The 17956-nt window shown below is 73.3% G+C and carries 13 protein-coding genes; 6 read left to right on the top strand and 7 right to left on the bottom strand.

The window, feature by feature from the left end:
- The first annotated feature begins 228 nt into the window (after positions 1-228).
- The 3 genes from FRADC12_RS23445 to FRADC12_RS23435 all read left to right on the top strand — a co-directional run bounded on the left by FRADC12_RS23445 (position 229) and on the right by FRADC12_RS23435 (position 6245).
- Complete coding sequence (locus tag FRADC12_RS23445) at positions 229-1431, top strand: thiolase family protein (protein WP_045878247.1); 1203 nt, start codon at positions 229-231, stop codon at positions 1429-1431.
- Positions 1432-1619: 188 nt separating this feature from the next.
- Complete coding sequence (locus tag FRADC12_RS23440) at positions 1620-3782, top strand: 3-hydroxyacyl-CoA dehydrogenase NAD-binding domain-containing protein (RefSeq protein ID WP_045878246.1); 2163 nt, start codon at positions 1620-1622, stop codon at positions 3780-3782.
- Positions 3783-4145: 363 nt separating this feature from the next.
- Positions 4146-6245 (top strand): phosphatidylglycerol lysyltransferase domain-containing protein, encoded by a 2100-nt coding sequence (locus tag FRADC12_RS23435; protein WP_084011411.1) that lies wholly within the window; start codon positions 4146-4148, stop codon positions 6243-6245.
- A gap of 26 nt (positions 6246-6271) precedes the next feature.
- Here the strand turns inward: FRADC12_RS23435 and FRADC12_RS23430 are convergent, their stop codons facing one another.
- From FRADC12_RS23430 to FRADC12_RS23415, 4 genes are all read right to left on the bottom strand, one after another.
- On the bottom strand, positions 6272-7423 hold the full coding sequence (locus FRADC12_RS23430; protein ID WP_502685281.1) for a lysylphosphatidylglycerol synthase transmembrane domain-containing protein: 1152 nt from the start codon (positions 7421-7423) through the stop codon (positions 6272-6274).
- Between the two features lie 95 nt (positions 7424-7518).
- On the bottom strand, positions 7519-9507 hold the full coding sequence (gene dxs, locus FRADC12_RS23425; RefSeq protein ID WP_045880111.1) for a 1-deoxy-D-xylulose-5-phosphate synthase: 1989 nt from the start codon (positions 9505-9507) through the stop codon (positions 7519-7521).
- A 273-nt stretch (positions 9508-9780) separates the two neighbouring features.
- On the bottom strand, positions 9781-11307 hold the full coding sequence (locus tag FRADC12_RS23420) for a TRAM domain-containing protein (RefSeq protein ID WP_084011138.1): 1527 nt from the start codon (positions 11305-11307) through the stop codon (positions 9781-9783).
- Positions 11308-11313: 6 nt separating this feature from the next.
- The gene (locus tag FRADC12_RS23415; RefSeq protein ID WP_045878245.1) at positions 11314-13479 is read right to left on the bottom strand and encodes an amino acid permease; all 2166 of its coding nucleotides are present in this window, start codon (positions 13477-13479) and stop codon (positions 11314-11316) included.
- 155 nt (positions 13480-13634) lie between these two features.
- On the opposite strand from FRADC12_RS23415, the gene FRADC12_RS23410 reads away from it, so the two are divergent.
- The gene (locus tag FRADC12_RS23410) at positions 13635-14300 is read left to right on the top strand and encodes a potassium channel family protein (protein ID WP_045878244.1); all 666 of its coding nucleotides are present in this window, start codon (positions 13635-13637) and stop codon (positions 14298-14300) included.
- A 76-nt stretch (positions 14301-14376) separates the two neighbouring features.
- Entirely contained in the window at positions 14377-15078 is a 702-nt protein-coding gene (locus FRADC12_RS23405; protein WP_045878243.1) for a potassium channel family protein, read from the top strand.
- 37 nt (positions 15079-15115) lie between these two features.
- On the opposite strand, the gene FRADC12_RS23400 is transcribed toward FRADC12_RS23405, so the two are convergent.
- The 3 genes from FRADC12_RS23400 to FRADC12_RS23390 all read right to left on the bottom strand — a co-directional run bounded on the left by FRADC12_RS23400 (position 15116) and on the right by FRADC12_RS23390 (position 17000).
- Entirely contained in the window at positions 15116-15706 is a 591-nt protein-coding gene (locus tag FRADC12_RS23400; RefSeq protein WP_349305950.1) for a DUF3159 domain-containing protein, read from the bottom strand.
- A 369-nt stretch (positions 15707-16075) separates the two neighbouring features.
- Positions 16076-16456, bottom strand: coding sequence for an OB-fold nucleic acid binding domain-containing protein (locus FRADC12_RS23395; protein WP_045880109.1), 381 nt, complete (start codon positions 16454-16456; stop codon positions 16076-16078).
- Positions 16457-16697: 241 nt separating this feature from the next.
- The gene (locus FRADC12_RS23390; RefSeq protein WP_045878241.1) at positions 16698-17000 is read right to left on the bottom strand and encodes a DUF4235 domain-containing protein; all 303 of its coding nucleotides are present in this window, start codon (positions 16998-17000) and stop codon (positions 16698-16700) included.
- 312 nt (positions 17001-17312) lie between these two features.
- Here FRADC12_RS23390 and dut point away from each other — a divergent pair, with 312 nt between their 5' ends.
- Positions 17313-17834, top strand: coding sequence for a dUTP diphosphatase (dut, locus tag FRADC12_RS23385; protein WP_045878240.1), 522 nt, complete (start codon positions 17313-17315; stop codon positions 17832-17834).
- Positions 17835-17956: the final 122 nt, after the last annotated feature.

Here is a 17956-nt window from a genome sequence, read left to right as displayed (position 1 = left end):
TGCTGTCGACCTGATCTCCCTCGTCGGTGCCCGGCCGGGCGGCCGGGCACCGACGGCGGCTGGGCACCGATGCGCACCCGGCATGGAAACGACGTAGCGGACGTTACCTACTCATCGGTAACTCTGTCGTAGGCTGGCGGTGTGGCCGCCGACCGGTGGCCCGGCCCGAAGCTGGGCCGGGCGCCGCGGTAGCGCGCCGACCAGCCGTTCCTCGCCGGGGAGGACCCTGTGTTCAAGGCATCCCGCGGTGCCGTCCGCGACGTCGTTTTCGTCGACGGGGTACGCACGCCGTTCGGCAAGGCCAAGGGGGTGTACGCCGAGACCCGGGCCGATGACCTGGTCGTCCGGGTCATCCGCGAGCTGCTGCGGCGCAACCCGTCGCTGCCGCCTGAGCGGGTCGACGACGTCGCCATCGCCGCCACCACCCAGATCGGCGACCAGGGCCTGACCATCGGCCGGGTCGCCGGAATCCTGTCCGGGCTGCCCGAGTCGGTGCCCGGCTACGCGATCGACCGGATGTGCGCCGGCGCGGTCACCGCCGTCACCACCACCGCGTCCGCGATCGGCGTCGGCGCGTACGACGTGGCCATCGCCGGCGGCGTCGAGCACATGGGCCGCCATCCGATGGGCGAGGGCGTCGACCCGAACCCCCGGTTCGTGTCCGAGAAGCTGGTCGACCCGTCCGCGCTGGTCATGGGCATGACCGCCGAGAACGTGCACGACCGCTACCCGGCGATCACCAAGGCCCGTGCCGACGCCTACGCCGTCCGCTCCCAGGAGAAGGTCGCGAAGGCCTACGCGGACGGCCGGATCCAGCCCGACCTCGTCCCCGTCGCCGCGCGGCACGCCGAGTCCGGCTGGGAGTACGTGACGGTCGACGAGCCACCGCGGCCCGGCACGACCGTCGAGGGCCTGGCCGGGCTGAAGACGCCGTTCCGCCCGCACGGCAAGGTCACCGCCGGCAACTCCGCCGGGATCAACGACGGCGCCACCGGCTGCATCCTGGCGGCTGGCGAGGTGGCCGACGAGCTGGGCCTCGCCAAGAAGATGACGCTGGTCGGCTTCGGTTTCGCCGGGGTGGCACCCGAGGTGATGGGCGTCGGCCCGATCCCGTCGACCGAGAAGGCGCTCGCCCGAACCGGCCTGAGCATCGACGACATCGGCCTGTTCGAGCTCAACGAGGCGTTCGCCGTGCAGGTGCTCGCGTTCCTCGACCACTTCGGGATCGACGACGACGACCCGCGGGTCAACCCCTTCGGCGGCGCGATCGCTCTGGGCCACCCGCTGGCCAGCTCCGGGGTGCGGCTGATGACCCAGCTCGCCCGGGAGTTCGAGGAGCACCCGGAGGTCCGCTACGGCATGACCGCGATGTGCGTCGGCTTCGGCATGGGCGCCACCACGATCTGGGAGAACCCCCACCATGCGGAGTAACAGCCTCCGGCCGCGCGAGGCTTCGCCATCGTCGCGCCGGGGTTCCTGTCGGATCGGCGACAGGGTTCCTGCCGGATCGACGGAGTCGATCTGGGAGGTCGGCGATCCGACAGGTCCGCTCCAGCCCGGGGCGCGTAAGCCCGGATCTTCCCATCTCTGACGGCCTGACCACGTAGAGGAGCCACCGCATGGGCGCGAACGTCGCGCTGGACTTCCCGGACGAGGTCGTCACGCACGCCTACGTCCGCTACGCACAGCTTCCCGGGGTCGACGGCCCGGTTGCGCTGATCACCCTGGACAACGGGCACGACCACACCCGCCCGAACACCTTCGGCCCGGCCGGGCTGCGCGAGCTGCTCGCCGCGGTCGACGAGATCGAGGCGCACACCCCGGCGGTCGCGGCCGTCGCGGTGGCCGGCAAGCCGTTCATCTTCTGCGTCGGCGCGGACCTGTCGTTCCGGTCGTCGATCACCGACCCGGACGCGATCCGACCGGCGATCGAGGCCTTGGGCGAGCTCGGCCACGCGGCACTGCGCCGGGTCGGTGAGGGCCGGCTGAACGGCCGCAAGGTGCCGACGTTCGCGCTGGTGAACGGCGCGGCGATGGGCGGCGGCCTGGAGCTCGCGCTGCATTGCGACTACCGGGCCTTCTCCGCCGGCATCCCGGTGCTCGCACTGCCGGAGGTGTTCCTCGGCCTGGTACCAGGCTGGGGCGGCACCCAGCTGCTCCCGAACCTGGTCGGCGCCGAGAAGGCCGTCCGGGTCGCGATCGAGAACCCGCTGAACACCAACCGGACCCTCAAGGGCCCGCAGGCCGCGAAGCTGGGCCTCGCCGACGTCCTGCTGGAGCCGGCCGACTTCCTGGAGGAGGCGCTCGGCTGGGTAGGCCGGGTGCTGCGCGGTGAGCTTGACCCGGCGGCCAGCAGGCCCGCGGTCGAGCGGGGCGCCGCCTGGGCGGACGCGCTGGCCCGCGGCCGGGCACTCGCCGACGCGAAGCTGCACGGCGCCGCCCCGGCAGCCTACCGGGCACTCGACCTGATGGCCCTCGCCGAGACGGCCGACCGCGACACGGGCTACGCCGCCGAGACGGCGGCGCTGGCTGACCTGTCGGTCTCCGACGAGCTCGCCGCCAGCCTCTACGCCTTCGACCTGACCCAGAAGCGGGCCCGCAAGCCCGTCGGCGGGCCCGACTCGAAGCTCGCCCGGCCAGTGGCCAAGGTCGGCGTCGTCGGCGCCGGTCTGATGGCCAGCCAGCTCGCGCTGCTGTTCGCCCAGCGGCTGGAGGTACCGGTGGTGCTCACCGACCTCGACAGGGCTCGCCTGGACAAGGGCGTCACCTACGTCCACGGCGAGATCGACAACCTGCTGCTGCGCGGCCGGGTCTCCCCCGACAAGGCCAACCGCCTGAAGGCGCTGGTCACCGGGTCGCTGACCAAGGACGCGTTCTCCGACGCCGACCTCGTCATCGAGGCCGTCTTCGAGGACCTGAAGGTCAAGCAGACGGTGCTCGCCGAGCTGGAGGCGGTGGTGCGCCCGGACGCCCTGCTGCTGACGAACACCTCGGCGCTGTCGGTGACCGAGATGGCCGCCGGCCTGGCCCATCCGGAACGGGTCGCCGGGCTGCACTTCTTCAACCCGGTGGCCGTGCTGCCGCTGGTCGAGGTGGTCCGGGCCGCGCGCACGGACGACGCCTCCGTCGCGACGACGCTGGCGGTCGCGAGGAAGCTCGGCAAGAACGCGGTGCTGGTGAAGGACGCCCCGGCGTTCGTCGTGAACCGGCTGCTGACCCGCTTCCTCGGCGAGGTCCTCGGCGCGATCGAGGCGGGCACGCCCGTGGCGGAGGCCGACGCCGCACTGGACTCGCTCGGCCTGCCGATGTCGCCGCTGACGCTGCTGGCCCTGGTGGGCCCGGCGGTGGCGCTGCACGTGGCCGAGACGCTGCACGAGGCCTGGCCGGACCGGTTCCGCTCCCCCGCCGGGCTCGCCCGGGTCGTCGCCGCCGGCAAGACCAGCATCTACACCACCGGCCCCGACGGCACCCCGGTCGTCGACGAGGAGGCCGCGGCGCTCGCCCGCGCGGGCACCGGCGACGGTGCCGGCGCGGGGTCGGCCGTCGCCCCGAGCAGCGCCGAGGTGCGCGAGAACGCGCTGGCGGCGCTCGCCCGGGAGATCCGGCTGCTGCTCGACCAGGGAGTCGTCGCCGAGGCTCCCGACGTCGATCTCTGCATGATCCTCGGCGCCGGCTGGCCGTTCCACCTGGGCGGCATCACCCCGTACCTGGACCGCACCGGGATCAGCGACCGGGTGACCGGCGCCCGCTTCTCCCCTCCGGGCGTCGCCACCGTCGGCTGACTCCTGGTGGCTGTCGGGGCCCCGGCTGGATCTTCGGCCGGGGCCTCTGCCGTCCCACAGACGGCGCGGCCAGCAGCGACGCGAGCCGGTCCCGACGACGTTCCGAGGCCAGCCGGGCGGGGTGTCGTCAAGCAGCCCCCCCCCCGGGGCTGCACCCGCCGGGGCACGACGGGTCGTGACGCAGCCGGGCGGCTACCGCGAGACACGCCCAAGACGGCGGGCCGCCATCCTGTCATGAGCGCGCGACACTCGGCAATCAGATCGCACGCCACGCCGCCATCCACGCACAATCAGTCACTTCGCGCGCGGGCCAGTGGCCGGGCGGTGGAGTCCGACATCGCGGGACCGGGCCAGAATGGGTTCATGACCGACCAGACGACGTCGTCTCGACGGGCCTCCGCGGTACACACCGTGGCGCGGGTCGACAGTTCCTCGGGCCGCAGCCCGCGCGGCGGCCCGGTCGGTGGCGCGCCCGCGAACGGTGCCGCGCCGGCCGGCGCGGGCGACCGCGAGGCGCGGTCCGAAGGGGGTAGACGTCACATTCGCGGATGGCTGGCTGAGCGGCTCCCTGGCGGCCCCCGCGGCGGCGTCAAAGGCTCCGGCAAGACGCCGCCCGAGGGCTGGCGGCGCGGCGCGACGCCGCGGATCGCCGCGCTGCTCGCCTACGCGATCGGTCTGCTCGACATCGTGTCCGCCGTCACCCCGCCGGGCCACGGCCGGGTGGTCGAGCTGCGCAGCGTCCTGCCCGGCTACATCCCGGAGCACGCCCGGACGCTGACGGTCCTCGTCGGCGTCCTGCTGATCCTGCTCGCGCACGGGCTGGCCCGCCGCAAACGGCGCGCCTGGCAGCTCGTGCTCGCGCTGACCGCGGCCAGCACCGTGCTGCATGTGCTCAAGGGCCTCGACTACGACGACGCGACCGGCTCGGCGATCTTCGGCCTGTGGCTGGTGTACCGCTACCGCGACTTCCACGCCGAGCCCGACCCGTCCAGCCGGTGGCGCGCATTGGGCGCGCTGACCGCGCTGTTCACGATGTCCCTGCTCACCGGGATCGCGATGCTGCGGATCGGCTGGGCCCGCCATCTGATCGGCCACTACCCGCTGTCCGAGCAGCTTGAGCACGTTGTGCTCGGGCTCGTCGGCGCGCACGGCCCGGTGAGCATCCCGTCGCCGCGGGCCGACCGGGTGGTCAGCCGCACGCTCGCCGGGATGGGGCTGCTGACGGCGGCGGTGCCGACCTGGATGGCGCTGCGCCCGGCGCACCCGTTCCCGCGGCACAACACCGACGACGAGGCCGGGCTGATCGCGCTGCTGGCCCGGCACGGAGCGGACGACTCGCTCGGCTGGTTCGCCCTGCGCCGGGACAAGGCGGTGATCTGGTCGCCGTCTGGGAAGTCCGCGATCGCCTACCGGGTCCTGTCCGGGGTGATGCTCGCCAGCGGTGACCCGATCGGCGACCGGGAGGCGTGGCCCGGCGCGATCGCCGAGTTCCTACGTGTCGCCGCCAGCCACGCCTGGGTCCCGGCCGTGATCGGCTGCTCGGCCCATGGCGGCACCGCCTGGACGAGGGCCGGCCTGACCGCGCTGGAGCTCGGCGACGAGGCCGTGCTGTCGGTCGAGGAGTTCAGCCTGGAGGGCCGGCCGATGCGCGGCGTCCGCCAGGCGGTGGCCCGGGTCGAACGGGCCGGCTACACCGCGGCCGCCCGGCGGCTGAAGGACGTGCCCGCCGCCGAGCGGGCCGCGCTGCGCCGGATGGCCCGGACCTGGCGTGGCTCGGAGCCGGAACGGGGCTTCTCGATGGCCCTCGGCCGTTTCTCCGAGGACTCCGCCGACCCGGAAGCGCCGGACCAGGTCGCCCCCTGGGCCGCGGAATGCGTCCTGGTCACCGCCTCCAGCCGGGCCGAGCCGGCGGATACCACCGAGGCTGGACCAGCCGCCGGAGCCAGCCCGGACCAGGCGACGGCCCCGGGCCCCGCCACGACCTCGGCTAAGACCATGACCGAGCCTGGCGCCGGCGAGCCTCGCGGGATGCTGCTGTTCGTGCCGTGGGGCCGCGACGGGATGTCACTCGACCTGATGCTGCGCGACCCGCAGGCCGACAACGGCGTGACGGAGCTGCTCATCGTCGCCGCCGTCCGGTCCGGCAAGGAGCTGGGCATCCGGCGGATCTCGCTGAACTTCGCCGCGTTCCGCCAGTTGCTGGAGCACGGCGGCCGGCTCGGCGCCGGCCCGGTCGCGCGCGGCACCAAGTGGCTGCTGGTGTTCATGTCGCGCTGGTTCCAGATCGAGAGCCTCTACCGGTTCAACTCCCGGTTCCGGCCGGCCTGGGAGCCTCGTTACGTCTGCTTTCCGACCAACCGCGACCTGCCCAGGGTGGCCGTCGCGATGGCGGAGGCCGAGGCCTTCCTCACCAAGCCCTGGCGCCGTTCCAAGGGCCCACAGCAGGCGCCGGACGACGAGTAGGGCAGAGGCTCGCGGGTCCGGGGCCGTCAGCGACGGCCGGCGAGCCGATGCCGGGCAGCCAGCGCCGCGGGAGGCTCCGGCTGTTCGGCGCCGTCCGGCAGCGGCCCCTGGGCCGCGCCCCGGGGCCGCAGTGCGACCCCGACACCGGCCCAGACAAGGTCGGCGACGGTCGCCAGCAGGCGGGCCACGACCGCGAGCACCCCGGCCGCCTCGTGGGTCAGCGCCGGAGCCAGCGCCAGGAGCAGCACACCCTCCCGGACGCCCGCCCCGGCGGGCACCACCAGGACGAGGAAACCCGCCGTCCACGCCAGCGCGTACGCGCCGACGGACAGCGCCAGCAGCCGGGGGCCGCCGACGGCGGGCGCCAGGTCGCGGGCCAGCAGGAAGGCGGCCACGCCGTAGCAGCCGAAGCTGACCAGCAGCCAGCCGGCTCCGGCGAGCACCGCCCGCGTCGTCAGCGGGCCGGTCAGCGGTGGACGACGCAGCAGCCGGAACGCGACGCCGAGCAGCCGACCGAGCACCGGCGGCGTGAGGACCACCATGAACACGGGCACGGCGGCGAACGCCCACCAGTAGTGCGTGAAGGCGGCCCGGGACGCGAACGGCAGCGTCATCGCGGCGGCCAGGCCACCACAGGGAACGGCGAGGGCCAGCACGATGAGGCTCGCCGCGCCCGAGCGCGGCCGGGACACCCCGTAGCCGCGGGAAAGCTCCATCTGCGCGAGCACCGGCCACACGCTGCCGGGGATGTACTTGCCGACCTGCCCGACGAAGAAGATCCTGGTCGCGGCCCGCACCGGCAGGCGGGCGCCCAGCCCGGCGAGCACGGCCCGCCAGGACAGCACGGTCAGCCCGACGGCGAGAACGGTCGCCACCGCCGAGCCGACCACGCCCCCGATACTCAGCCGCCCGATCGACGTCGACACGTCGTGCCAGCCGCGGACCAGCGCCACGACCAGCAGGACGCCGGCCACGAGCAGCGCGCCGCGGACCAGCCAGGCCCGCACACCACCCCGGGCGGGCCGCCCTGAGCCGTCGGCCGGCACGGCCTCGCCCGACCGCACGGCCTCGCCCGACCGCACGGCCTCGCCCGACCGCACGGCCTCGCCCGACCGCACGGCCTCGCCCGACCGCACGGTCGGATCGGTCTGCGCCGGCGGGGTCGGGTTGGAGTCCACCGGGCAAGCCTAGAAGCCGGTCCGGCCGCGCAGCCCAGGCGGGTGACCCGAGCGGCGCGGCCGGGATCGTCCGGTCGTGCTTTTCCTACGCGGCCCTACTCCGAGGCGCCCCGCTGCCGCGGCGAGGACTTCGCGGCCCTCACGGCGTTCAGCTCGGTGGCCGGCGTCGGGACGTCCGCGCCGTCGGTGAGCGCGGGCTGGCGCCGGGCCACCGCCTCGACGACCTTACGGGCCAGGTCCTGCGGGGCGAGGCCGACCTCGGCGAGCACCTCGTCGCGCTTGCCGTGATCGAGGAAGCGCTGGGCGATACCGAAGTCTCGCAGCGGGACGTCCACGTCGGCGTCACGCAGCGCCTGCGCGATCGCCGCTCCGACCCCGCCGACGCGGCCGTTGTCCTCGACCGTGACGACCAGGTCGTGGTCGCGGGCGAGCTCGACGATCTCGCCCGGCACCGGCTTGACCCAGCGCGGGTCGACGACGGTGATCCCGATGCCCTGGCTGGCCACCCGGCGGGCGACCTCCAGGCAGGTGGTGCCCATCGCGCCGATCGAGACGAGCAGCACCTCACGGTGGCGGGCGACCGCCGGCTCGCGGAACAGCACGTCGACCGGGCCCACCGTGTCGATCGCCGGGATCTCCGCGCACACGGAGCCCTTCGGGAAGCGCACGACGTTGGGCCGCTCGGTCTCCGCGACCGCCTCGCGCAGCAGGGCGCGCAGCGTCGGCTCGTCGCGCGGCGCGGCGATCGCCAGGCCGGGGACTATCTGCATGATCGACATGTCCCACATGCCGTTATGCGACGCCCCGTCCTCGCCGGTGACACCGGCCCGGTCCAGGACGAACGTGACCGCCTGGCGGTGCAGGGCGACGTCCATGAGGACCTGGTCGAACGCCCGGTTGAGGAACGTCGCGTAGATGCAGACGACCGGCTTGAGGCCGCCCATCGCGAGGCCCGCTGCCGAGGTGGTGGCGTGCTGCTCGGCGATGCCGACGTCGAAGACCCGATCCGGGTACGCCTTGGCGAAGGCGTGCAGGCCGACGGGCTGGAGCATCGCGGCGGTCATCGTGACCACGTCCGGCCGCTCGGCGCCGATCCGGACGATCTCCTCGGAGAAGACGCCCGTCCAGGACTGGCCCTTCTTCGCGGCGGTCGGCGCCGGCTTGCCGGTCTTCGGATCGATGATGCCGACGGCGTGGAACTGGTCTGCCTCGTCCTGCTCGGCGGCGGGGTAGCCGAAGCCCTTGCGGGTCACGGCGTGGACGATGACCGGGCGGTGGTAGTCCTTCGCCCGGCGCAGCGCCTGCTCCATCGCCGCGGGGTCGTGACCGTCGACCGGGCCGACGTACTTCAGGCCGAGGTCCTCGAACATGCCCTGCGGCTGGACGACGTCCTTGATGCCGCGCTTGATGCCGTGCAGCGCGTCGAACAGCGGAGCCCCGACCAGAGGGGTGCGGCCGAGGACCTGCTTGACGACGTCGAGCACCTGCTCGTACTCGGGCGCCAGCCGCAGCGCCGCCAGGTGGTCGGCGAGGCCGCCGATCGTCGGCGCGTAGGAGCGGCCGTTGTCGTTAACGATGATCACGACGCGGCGGTCGCCGGCGGCGATGTTGTTGATCGCCTCCCAGCACATCCCGCCGGTCAGGGCGCCGTCGCCGACGACGGCCACGACGTGCCGGTCCTCGCCGCGCAGGGCGTAGGCGCGGGAGAGCCCGTCGGCGTACGAGAGCGCGGTCGAGGCGTGCGAGTTCTCGATGATGTCGTGCTCGGACTCGCTCTGGCTCGGGTAGCCGGACATGCCGCCGCGCTGGCGCAGCTTGTCGAACGCACCGGCGCGTCCAGTCAGCAGCTTGTGCACATAGGCCTGATGACCGGTATCCCAGAGGATGCGGTCAAAAGGCGAGTCGAATACCCGATGAATTGCCAACGTCAGCTCGACCGCGCCCAAATTAGGGCCGAGGTGGCCGCCTGTGCGCGCAACCGCGTGGATCAGGAAATCACGGATCTCCGCGGCCAGAGCGGGCAGCTCCTCGGGGTCGAGGCGTTTGACGTCCTGTGGGCTGTTGATCGTCGACAACAACGTCACGGCGTGCACTCCCTCCCCCGACTGGGGTTTGGTCCCGGGGTCCGGGAAAGCCTAGCCTGACCAGATGACGGCCATGGGACCGGCACCCGACATGTGAGATCGCCACACTCGCGGGTCAATTCACACCCCTGGCGGTAGAATCCACACCCCGCCGCGGCAACATTTCGTCGGCGCGCCGGCACTCATCCGAACCTACCGCCGTTCGGCCACCACGCCATGTCGGTCAAGCGACTACCCCGTGGAGCCGTCTGGCCACCGCGGCGCGCGCCGCGGTCAGGTCGCCGGTTCGAGCCGGGCGACGCACTCGACGTGCGCCGTCATCGGGAAGAGGTCGAACGCGCGCACCCCGCTGACCCGGTAGCCGCAGGACACCGCCACGGCGAGGTCGCGGCCGAGCGCGACCGGGTCGCAGGCCACATAGGCCACCGCGCGCGGCCGCAACGCCAGCAACGCCGTCAGCACGTCCACCCCGGCACCCGCGCGCGGCGGGTCGAGCACCGCGACGTCGATCGCGCGGCCACCGTCGAGGCCAACCTGTCCCGCCCGGTCGCCTGGACCGGTCCGGTCGCCCAGCCCCTTCCCGCGGACCGGACCGGACCGGCCAGTTCCGCGCGCCGGGCCGGCGCGGCCCGCGAGACCCAGAGCGCCCTGGACGGTCTTGGCCGTCACCCGCACCGGCCGGACCGAGACCCAGGGCAGGTCGGCCATGCTCCGCGCCGCCGAGGCGACGGCGGCGGCGTCGGACTCCAGCGCGATCACCTGGCCGTCCGGGCCGACGGCCTCGGCCAGGAAGGCGGCGAACAGCCCGGCGCCGGAGTAGAGATCCAGGGCGCGCTCGCCCGGCCGGGGCGCCAGGGCGTCCAGCACCGCGTCGACGAGGGTTCCCCCGGCCGCGGGGTGCACCTGCCAGAAGGCCCCGGCGTCGACCTGGAACTCCCGGCCACGCACCCGTTCGACCAGTTCCTGGCCGGCGGCCCCGTCGGGCGCCGCCTGCGGGCTCGCCGTCGGTCCGCGGCCGGTGGGCCGGGCGAGCGCGTGCCCCGAGCTGATGCTCACGGCGACCTCGACGGCCTCGGCGTCCTCGAACCGCCGCCCGGCCACGGCCGCCATGGCGAGTGGGTGCGCGATCCGGCAGTCGGGCGTGGCCAGGACCTCGTGGGAGCGGTGCGCCCGCAGGCCGACCTCGCCCGTCGCCGTGACGGCGAACCGCATCCGGGTGCGCCAGCCGAGCCCGTCGCCCAGGCCGGGTCCGGGCAGCGGCTCGACGGCGATGGCGAGCCCGGTTTCGTCCGACTGGTCCTTCTCGGCCTCGCCGGCGACGTGCGCGGCGAGGCCGCCCTGACGGCGCAGCGCCTCCGCGACGACCTGGGCCTTCAGCTGGCGCTGCACGGCCAGGGTGGCGTGCTGCCAGTCGCAGCCGCCGCAGCCGCCCAGGCTGGCCGGCCCGCCCGCGCCGTCCGGGCGGCGTGGCCCGGCGTGCGGGCACGGCGGCACGACGCGGTCGGGCGACGCGTCGAGGATCTCGACGGCGTCTGCGCGCCAGTACCGGTCATGGGAACGGTCCGTGACCCGGGCTCGCACCCGCTCGCCCGGCAGCGCGTGGCGGACGAACACCACCCGGCCATCGGTACGCGCCACACAGGACCCGCCGTGGGCCACCCGGCCAACCTCGAGCTCGACCAGCGCCTCGGCAGGCTCGGCCGGGGACGCCGCGCCGGCGACCGCGGACCGCGAGCCGGTGACAGCGGACGCCGTCCCGGCCGCGGCGGCGTCACCACGGTCGGCTGGGTCGTCGGGCACAGCCGGCTAGTCCTTCGGCTCGTCGCCCTGGCCGGAGCCAGCGGCCGGCGGGGTGGCCGAGACGGCGGGCGGGGCGGCGGTGGGCGGACCGACCGCGGGCCCGACCGGCAGGCCGCCCTCGGCGGACCTGGACCCGGACGCGACCGCACCTGGCCCGGACGGCAGGCCGACACCGACGGCCACCGAGCTGCGCGGGCCGGCCCAGCCGCCGCGGACCGCGCCGGCGCCCTCGCGCTCCGGCCGGTCACCGGCCCGGTTCGACGACTCCAGCTGCCAGGGCACGCTCGTCACCATCACACCGGGCTGGAAGAGCAGCCTGGCCTTCAGCCGCAACGCGCTCTGGTTGTGCAGCAGGTGCTCCCACCAGTGCCCGACGACGTACTCGGGCAGGAAGACGGCGACGACGTCGCGCGGGCTCTCCCGGCGGATCTGGGCGACGTACTTGAGCACCGGGCCGCTGATCTCCCGGTAGGGCGAAGCCAGCGTGACGAGGTCGATGCTGATGCCGCGTTCGTGCCACTCGTCGCGCAGCCGCTCGGCGTCGGCCGCGTCGACCGCGGCGGTCAGCGCGACCAGGCTGAACGGCCGGGTCGCCTTGGCGTACGCGAGGGCGCGCAGGGCCGGCTTGTGGATCCTGCTGACCAGGACGACGGCGTGCACCCGGGACGGCAGCAGCGGGGCGCCCGGCTCGGCGCGCAGCTCCGCGGCGACCCGGTCGTAGTGCCGGCGGATGAACTTCATCAGCATGAAGATCAGCGGCATCGCGATGACGACGATGAAGGCGCCGTGCACGAACTTGGTCGCCAGCACCAGGATCAGCACCAGGCCGGTCATGCAGCCGCCGAAGAAGTTGATCGTCTGGCGGCGGCGGATGACCCGCCGGCCCGCCGGGCTCGCCGCCTCGCCCTCCTGGGACCGCAGGATCCGCTGCCAGTGGCGGACCATGCCGGTCTGGCTGAGGGTGAACGAGACGAACACGCCGACGATGTAGAGCTGGATCAGCCGGGTCGTCTCCGCCTTGAACACGACGACCAGCAGGGTGGCGAAGCCGGCGAGCAGCAGGATGCCGTTGGAGTACGCGAGCCGGTCGCCGCGGGTGTGCAGCTGGCGGGGCAGGTAGCCGTCGCGGGCGAGGATCGAGCCGAGCACCGGGAAGCCGTTGAACGCGGTGTTCGCGGCCAGCACGAGGATCAGCGCGGTCACCGTGGCGATGTAGACGAACCCGATCGAGCCGTGGCCGAAGACGCTCGCCGCGACCTGGGCGATCACGGTCGGCTGGTCGCCGTGCGCGCCGATGAGCCTGCTCGGGTCCGCCGCGACACGCACGTGGCTGGCCATGGCAAGCAGGGTGACGCCGCCGAACATCAATGCCGCGATGACGCCCATCAGGAGCAGCGTGGTGGCCGCGTTCTTGCTCTTGGGCTTCCGGAATGCCGGCACGCCGTTGCTGATCGCCTCGACCCCGGTGAGCGCCGTACAGCCGGAGGAAAACGCTCGCAGCGCGAGGAAGGCAAGTGCTACACCTGAGTAGTGACCAGATGCGGCGACGTGGTACGAGGCGCTCTCGGCCCGTGGCGTGTGGCCGACGAGAATCTTCACCACACCAATGACGATCATTACGAAGACGCCGAGGATGAAGCCGTAGGTCGGGATCGAGAATGCCGTCCCCGACTCACGCACCCCGCGCAGGTTCATCATGGTCAACAAAACGATCAGCACGACCGCGATCAGCACCCGGTGCGGCGCGAGGCTCGTGACCGCCGAGGTCAGGTTCGCGACGCCGGCGGAGACCGACACCGCGACCGTCAGCACGTAGTCGACCAGCAGGGCACTGGCGACCGTGAGGCCGGCCGAGTCGCCCAGGTTGGTCGTCGCCACCTCGTAGTCGCCGCCGCCGCTCGGGTAGGCGTGCACGTTCTGCCGGTAGCTCGCGACGACCGTCAGCATCAGGAGGACGACGACGAGCGCGATCCACGGCGTGAAGTGGTAGAAGGCGAGACCGCCGAGAGACAGGACGAGCAGGATCTCCTCGGTCGCGTAGGACACCGAGGAGAGCGCGTCACTGGCGAAGACGGGTAGCGCGACCCGCTTCGGCAGCAACGTCTCGCCCAACTGGCTGTTGTCGAGGGGGCGGCCGACGAAACCGCGCTTCAGCCAGTCCGTGAGCGCCACGCGCAGATGGTATCGACGCCCTCGCGGCCACCCATCAGCATGTGAGCTGCGCCATAGCCCAACGGGTGCGCAGAGCGTGTGATTTCCGATCTCGCACGGTTACGGCCCCGCTTGCCGTCGACCGGCGGACCCCGACGCGGTTACGCTCTCGCCCCATGCACGTCGTGATCCTCGGCTGCGGCCGGGTCGGCTCGGCGCTCGCGCTCCAGGTGGAGAAGCACGGGCACAGCGTCGCCGTCATCGACCAGGACCCCCAGGCCTTCCACCGGCTGCCGCCGTCGTTCACCGGCGTCAAGGTGACCGGTGTCGGCTTCGACCGTGACACCCTGGTCGAGGCCGGGATCGAGCGGGCCGACGCCTTCGCCTCGGTGTCGAGCGGGGACAACTCCAACATCATCTCAGCCCGGGTCGCCCGGGAGATGTTCGGCGTCCAGCGGGTGGTCGCCCGGATCTACGACCCACGCCGGGCCGAGGTGTACGAGCGCCTCGGCATCCCGACCGTCGCCACCGTGCGCTGGACGCGGGACCAGATCCTCACCCGGCTGCTGCCCGACGCCGTCACCCCGGAGTGGGCCCACCAGTCCGGCCAGGTCGTGATGACCCAGGTCAGCCCGAGCAAGGGGTGGATCGGCCGGCCGGTGAAGGAGATCGAGCAGGAGGCCGGGGTTCGGGTCGCCTGCGTGACCAGGTACGGCGACGGCCTCGTGCCGGAGGCTCGCACGATGGTGCAGGACGGCGACATCCTGCACATCGTGGCCGCCCGCAAGCGGGCCGCCGAGGCCGACGCGATCGTGCGCGCCGACCCGAAGCCCGGCGCGTAGTGGTGGCCAGGCTGGTGGTGGCCGTGGTCTCGGCGCCGCCGATCGTTGTTCGCGGCGGCAGAGGGGACGTGCTCCGTTGACTCGTCAGTTGGTGACCATCGCCGGCGCGGGCAAGGTCGGCCGGTCGATCGCGGCCGAGCTGCTCGAGAACGGCACCGACGTGCTGCTGATCGAGCGCGACGCCGCCAAGATCAGGCCGACGGCGCTGCCGAAGGCCCGCTGGCTGCAGGCCGACGCGTGCGAGCTGTCCTCGCTGGAGTCCGCCGGCCTGGGCGACTGCGCGGTGATGGTCGCGGCGACCGGTGACGACAAGGTCAACCTGGTCGTGTCGCTGCTGGCCAAGACCGAGTTCGGGGTGCCGCGGGTGGTCGCCCGGGTGAACCATCCCAAGAACGAGTGGCTGTTCACCGAGAGCTGGGGCGTCGACGTCGCGGTGTCCGCGCCGCGGATGCTGACCGCGCTCGTCGAGGAGGCGGTCAGCGTCGGCGACCTGGTCCGGCTGATGAAGTTCCGCCAGTCGGACGCGTCGTTGGTCGAGCTGACCCTGCCGACGGACTCGCCGGTGGCCGGTCAGGCGATCGGGTCGGTGACGCTGCCGCAGGACTGCGCCCTGGTCATGATCCTGCGCGGTGGGCAGGCCGTCGTCCCGTCGCCGGACAGCACGTTCGAGCCCGGCGACGAGGTGCTCGCGATCGCGGTCACCAGCGAGGCGGAGGTGGCGCTCGGCGCGCTGCTCGGCGCCTCGTCCGCGGCCGTCCGCACGGGAGACGGGCTGTAGCGGCTCGCCGCCCGGTCAGGAGACCGCGAAAGCCCCGCTACTCGTCGGCGGCGTCCACCCGGACCGGCTGACCGGCCTGGGCAGGCTCGTCCGCCGGGACGTCCCCGGGCGGGGCGAACTGGGCCGCCGGGGCCATCCTGCGCACGATCGCGAGCGTCGCCAGCACCCCGAGACCAAACAGCGGCAGGCCGAGCGCCAGGTTCGCGGCCTCCAGCCAGCCCGTCTCCCCGGCCCAGTACAGGATGCCCTGAATGCCGAAGCGCAGGACGTAGACGATGATCCAGACGCAGGTCGCCCAGTTCGCGGCGCGCATCGTGTCGCGGTGGTCACGCCAGTTCGTGTAGCGCCGGTCGAAACCGGCCATCACGTAGCCGGCCAGCGGCCGGCGCAGCACCAGCGAGACGACCCCGACGACGATCGCGGCCGCGTTCTTCAGGATGCTCGGCAGGAAGTAGCCCTTGGTCGACTTCGTCCGCGACGCGACGAAGCCCGCCACCGCGACGGCGAACAGCCCGGACACCGCCTGCTGCTTGGGCTCGCCGCGGACCAGCCGCATGACGAAGAGCGCCACCGCGACCACCGCCGCGGCGATGATCCCGGACAGCAGCCCGGCGGCGCTGTTGACCAGGACGAACGCGATCGTCGGCAGTGTGCTGTCAACGATGCCTCGCGGGCCGCCGATCGCCTCGGACAGCGAGACCGAGAGCTCGGCCCGCTTGTCGTCGCCGGCTGGTGGCGGATCGGGCCACCCGCCGGACGGGTCAGCGCCGGACGGCCCGGAACCGGGCTCGGCGGCGCGGATCTCGGGCTCTTCGGTCCCCCGCGGGGCAGAGGCTGGCGTCAGGCTGATGGAACCACTCTCCCGGGCAGACGACGGCTGTCGCCAGTATGCCCGCAGCGGGCGTGCACGGGGTCGTCCGCCGCCGGTTCACCGGCCGCCGCCGGCGCCCTGACCGGGCACACCACAACCAACCGGGCGACCGGGCGGACCGCCGCGTCAGTGGCTCGGCGCTGGCAGCAGTTCGTAGCGCGGGTTGAAGATGGTCGTACGCCGGTCGTCGCGGTTGACCCGGCCGGAGGCCTTCAGCGAGCGGCCGGCGTCGAGCCCCGGGATCTGGCGGCGGCCGAGGAAGACCAGGGTGACGCAGCCGCTGCCGTCGTAGACCTCGACCTCCAGGTTGGGCGCCCCGGACTGGTTGCGTACCGTGACCGAACGAATCGTGCCGGCCACGCAAGCCTCGTCGTGGTCCCGGCAGCCGCCGATCGGCACCGCACCCTCGGCGGCGGCCGCTCGCTGCAGATCCTCTGCCTGCAGCTCGTCGTCATCAGCCGCGAGCCGGTGCAGCACCCTGCCCCACCAGCCTGTCCGCTCAGCCACGGCTCCTCCGATCTGACCCGCCAGCACGGGATCGGGCCTCTCGCCGAGTCCGCGACATCGGTCTGAAACACCCGCGTAGAGAAGTCTGCCCCGTCGAGGGGGGGTCGGGCCGTGTGTTTTGCGACCCTGATCTCGGTCCGTCCAGGAACACCACGCAGCGCGGTCAGGCGAGCGGCGAACGTGTCCTCCCGCCGACCGCGTGTGGCCAGCGCGGCGACTCGGCTCCGCGCCAGATCTGATGTCAGTCGAGGGACTCGGCCGCCGCCTCCATTCCCGGCGGCAGCGCGCCGGTCGCGCGGACCCAGCCGGTGGCCGCGAGCCGCTCGGCGGCGAGCCGGCCCACAGTGACCGCTATGGCGGTGACGAGGGCCCAGACCATCGCCTCGCGCCAGGTCGTGTCCGGGTGTGCCGGGTCCAGCCGCGGCTCGCCACGACGGATCTTCCGATAGGCGAGGTCGACACTCCTGCTCGCCGCGGCGCCTCCCGCGGCGGTTGCCGCCCCTCCGACGATCTTCCAGCCGACCTTGGAAACCGGTCCAGGCAACGCACACCCCTCTGTCCGCAGTGTCTGTCATCCGCTGTGCCCGTTCGCGGCGATCTCACCCGTCCGACCGCCGCGACGACGGCCACGCCGTCGCGTTACCTTCCCAGCCGGTCTCGCCTATACGATCATGGCCGACCGGCGATCGCCAGCTGGTCCTCACCAGCCGGCCATCGTGAGCTGATCATCGTGAGCTGATCATCGTGAGCTGATCACTGTCAGCTGACCATCCCCAACTGGTCACGCCCAACTGGTCACGGTCCGCACCACCAGTATCGTCCCAGCCGCCGACCTCGCCGTCTCCCAGGAGCCGCCATGACCGCCCTCGACCCCTCCCCCGCCCCGGCGGCCGAGCCGGCCGACGGCGCCGGGCGGCCGACGGTCGAGGTGCTGGTCCGCCGGCTCGACCCCGGGCTGCCACTGCCGGCCTACGCGCAGCCCCTGGACGCGGGAGCCGACCTCCTGACCGCCACCGACGTGACGCTCGCCCCCGGCGAGCGCGCGATCGTCGGCACCGGCGTGAGCATCGCGCTCCCGGCTGGGTATGCGGCCTTCGTGCACCCCCGCAGCGGGCTGGCCGCGCGGCATGGGCTCTCCGTGGTCAATGCACCCGGTACCGTCGATGCCGGCTACCGTGGAGAGATCAAAGTGATCCTCATCAACACGGATCGGACCGAGCCGATCCGATTGTCGCGAGGCGACCGGATCGCCCAGCTCGTCGTGCAGCGGGTGGAGCACGCCGCCTTCCGCGAGGTCGACGAGCTGCCGGCGTCGTCACGCGGCGCCGGAGGATTCGGGTCGACCGGAGGATTCGCGTCGGGTCGCCCTGGCCGTTGATCCGCGGGCCGCTTACCAGCGGCCCCGGCGGGCGCACGGGCGAGGTCCGTGGCCCTCCCGAGGACACCGGAGCAGCTCGGTGGGGATCGGCTCCAAGGTGGCTCACTGACCCGGGCTGACCG

It is taken from the genome of Pseudofrankia sp. DC12, assembly GCF_000966285.1.
Lineage (GTDB): Bacteria > Actinomycetota > Actinomycetes > Frankiales > Frankiaceae > Pseudofrankia.
The sequence above is the reverse complement of the archived record's forward strand: the minus strand, read 5'-3'. Positions and strand labels throughout refer to the sequence as shown.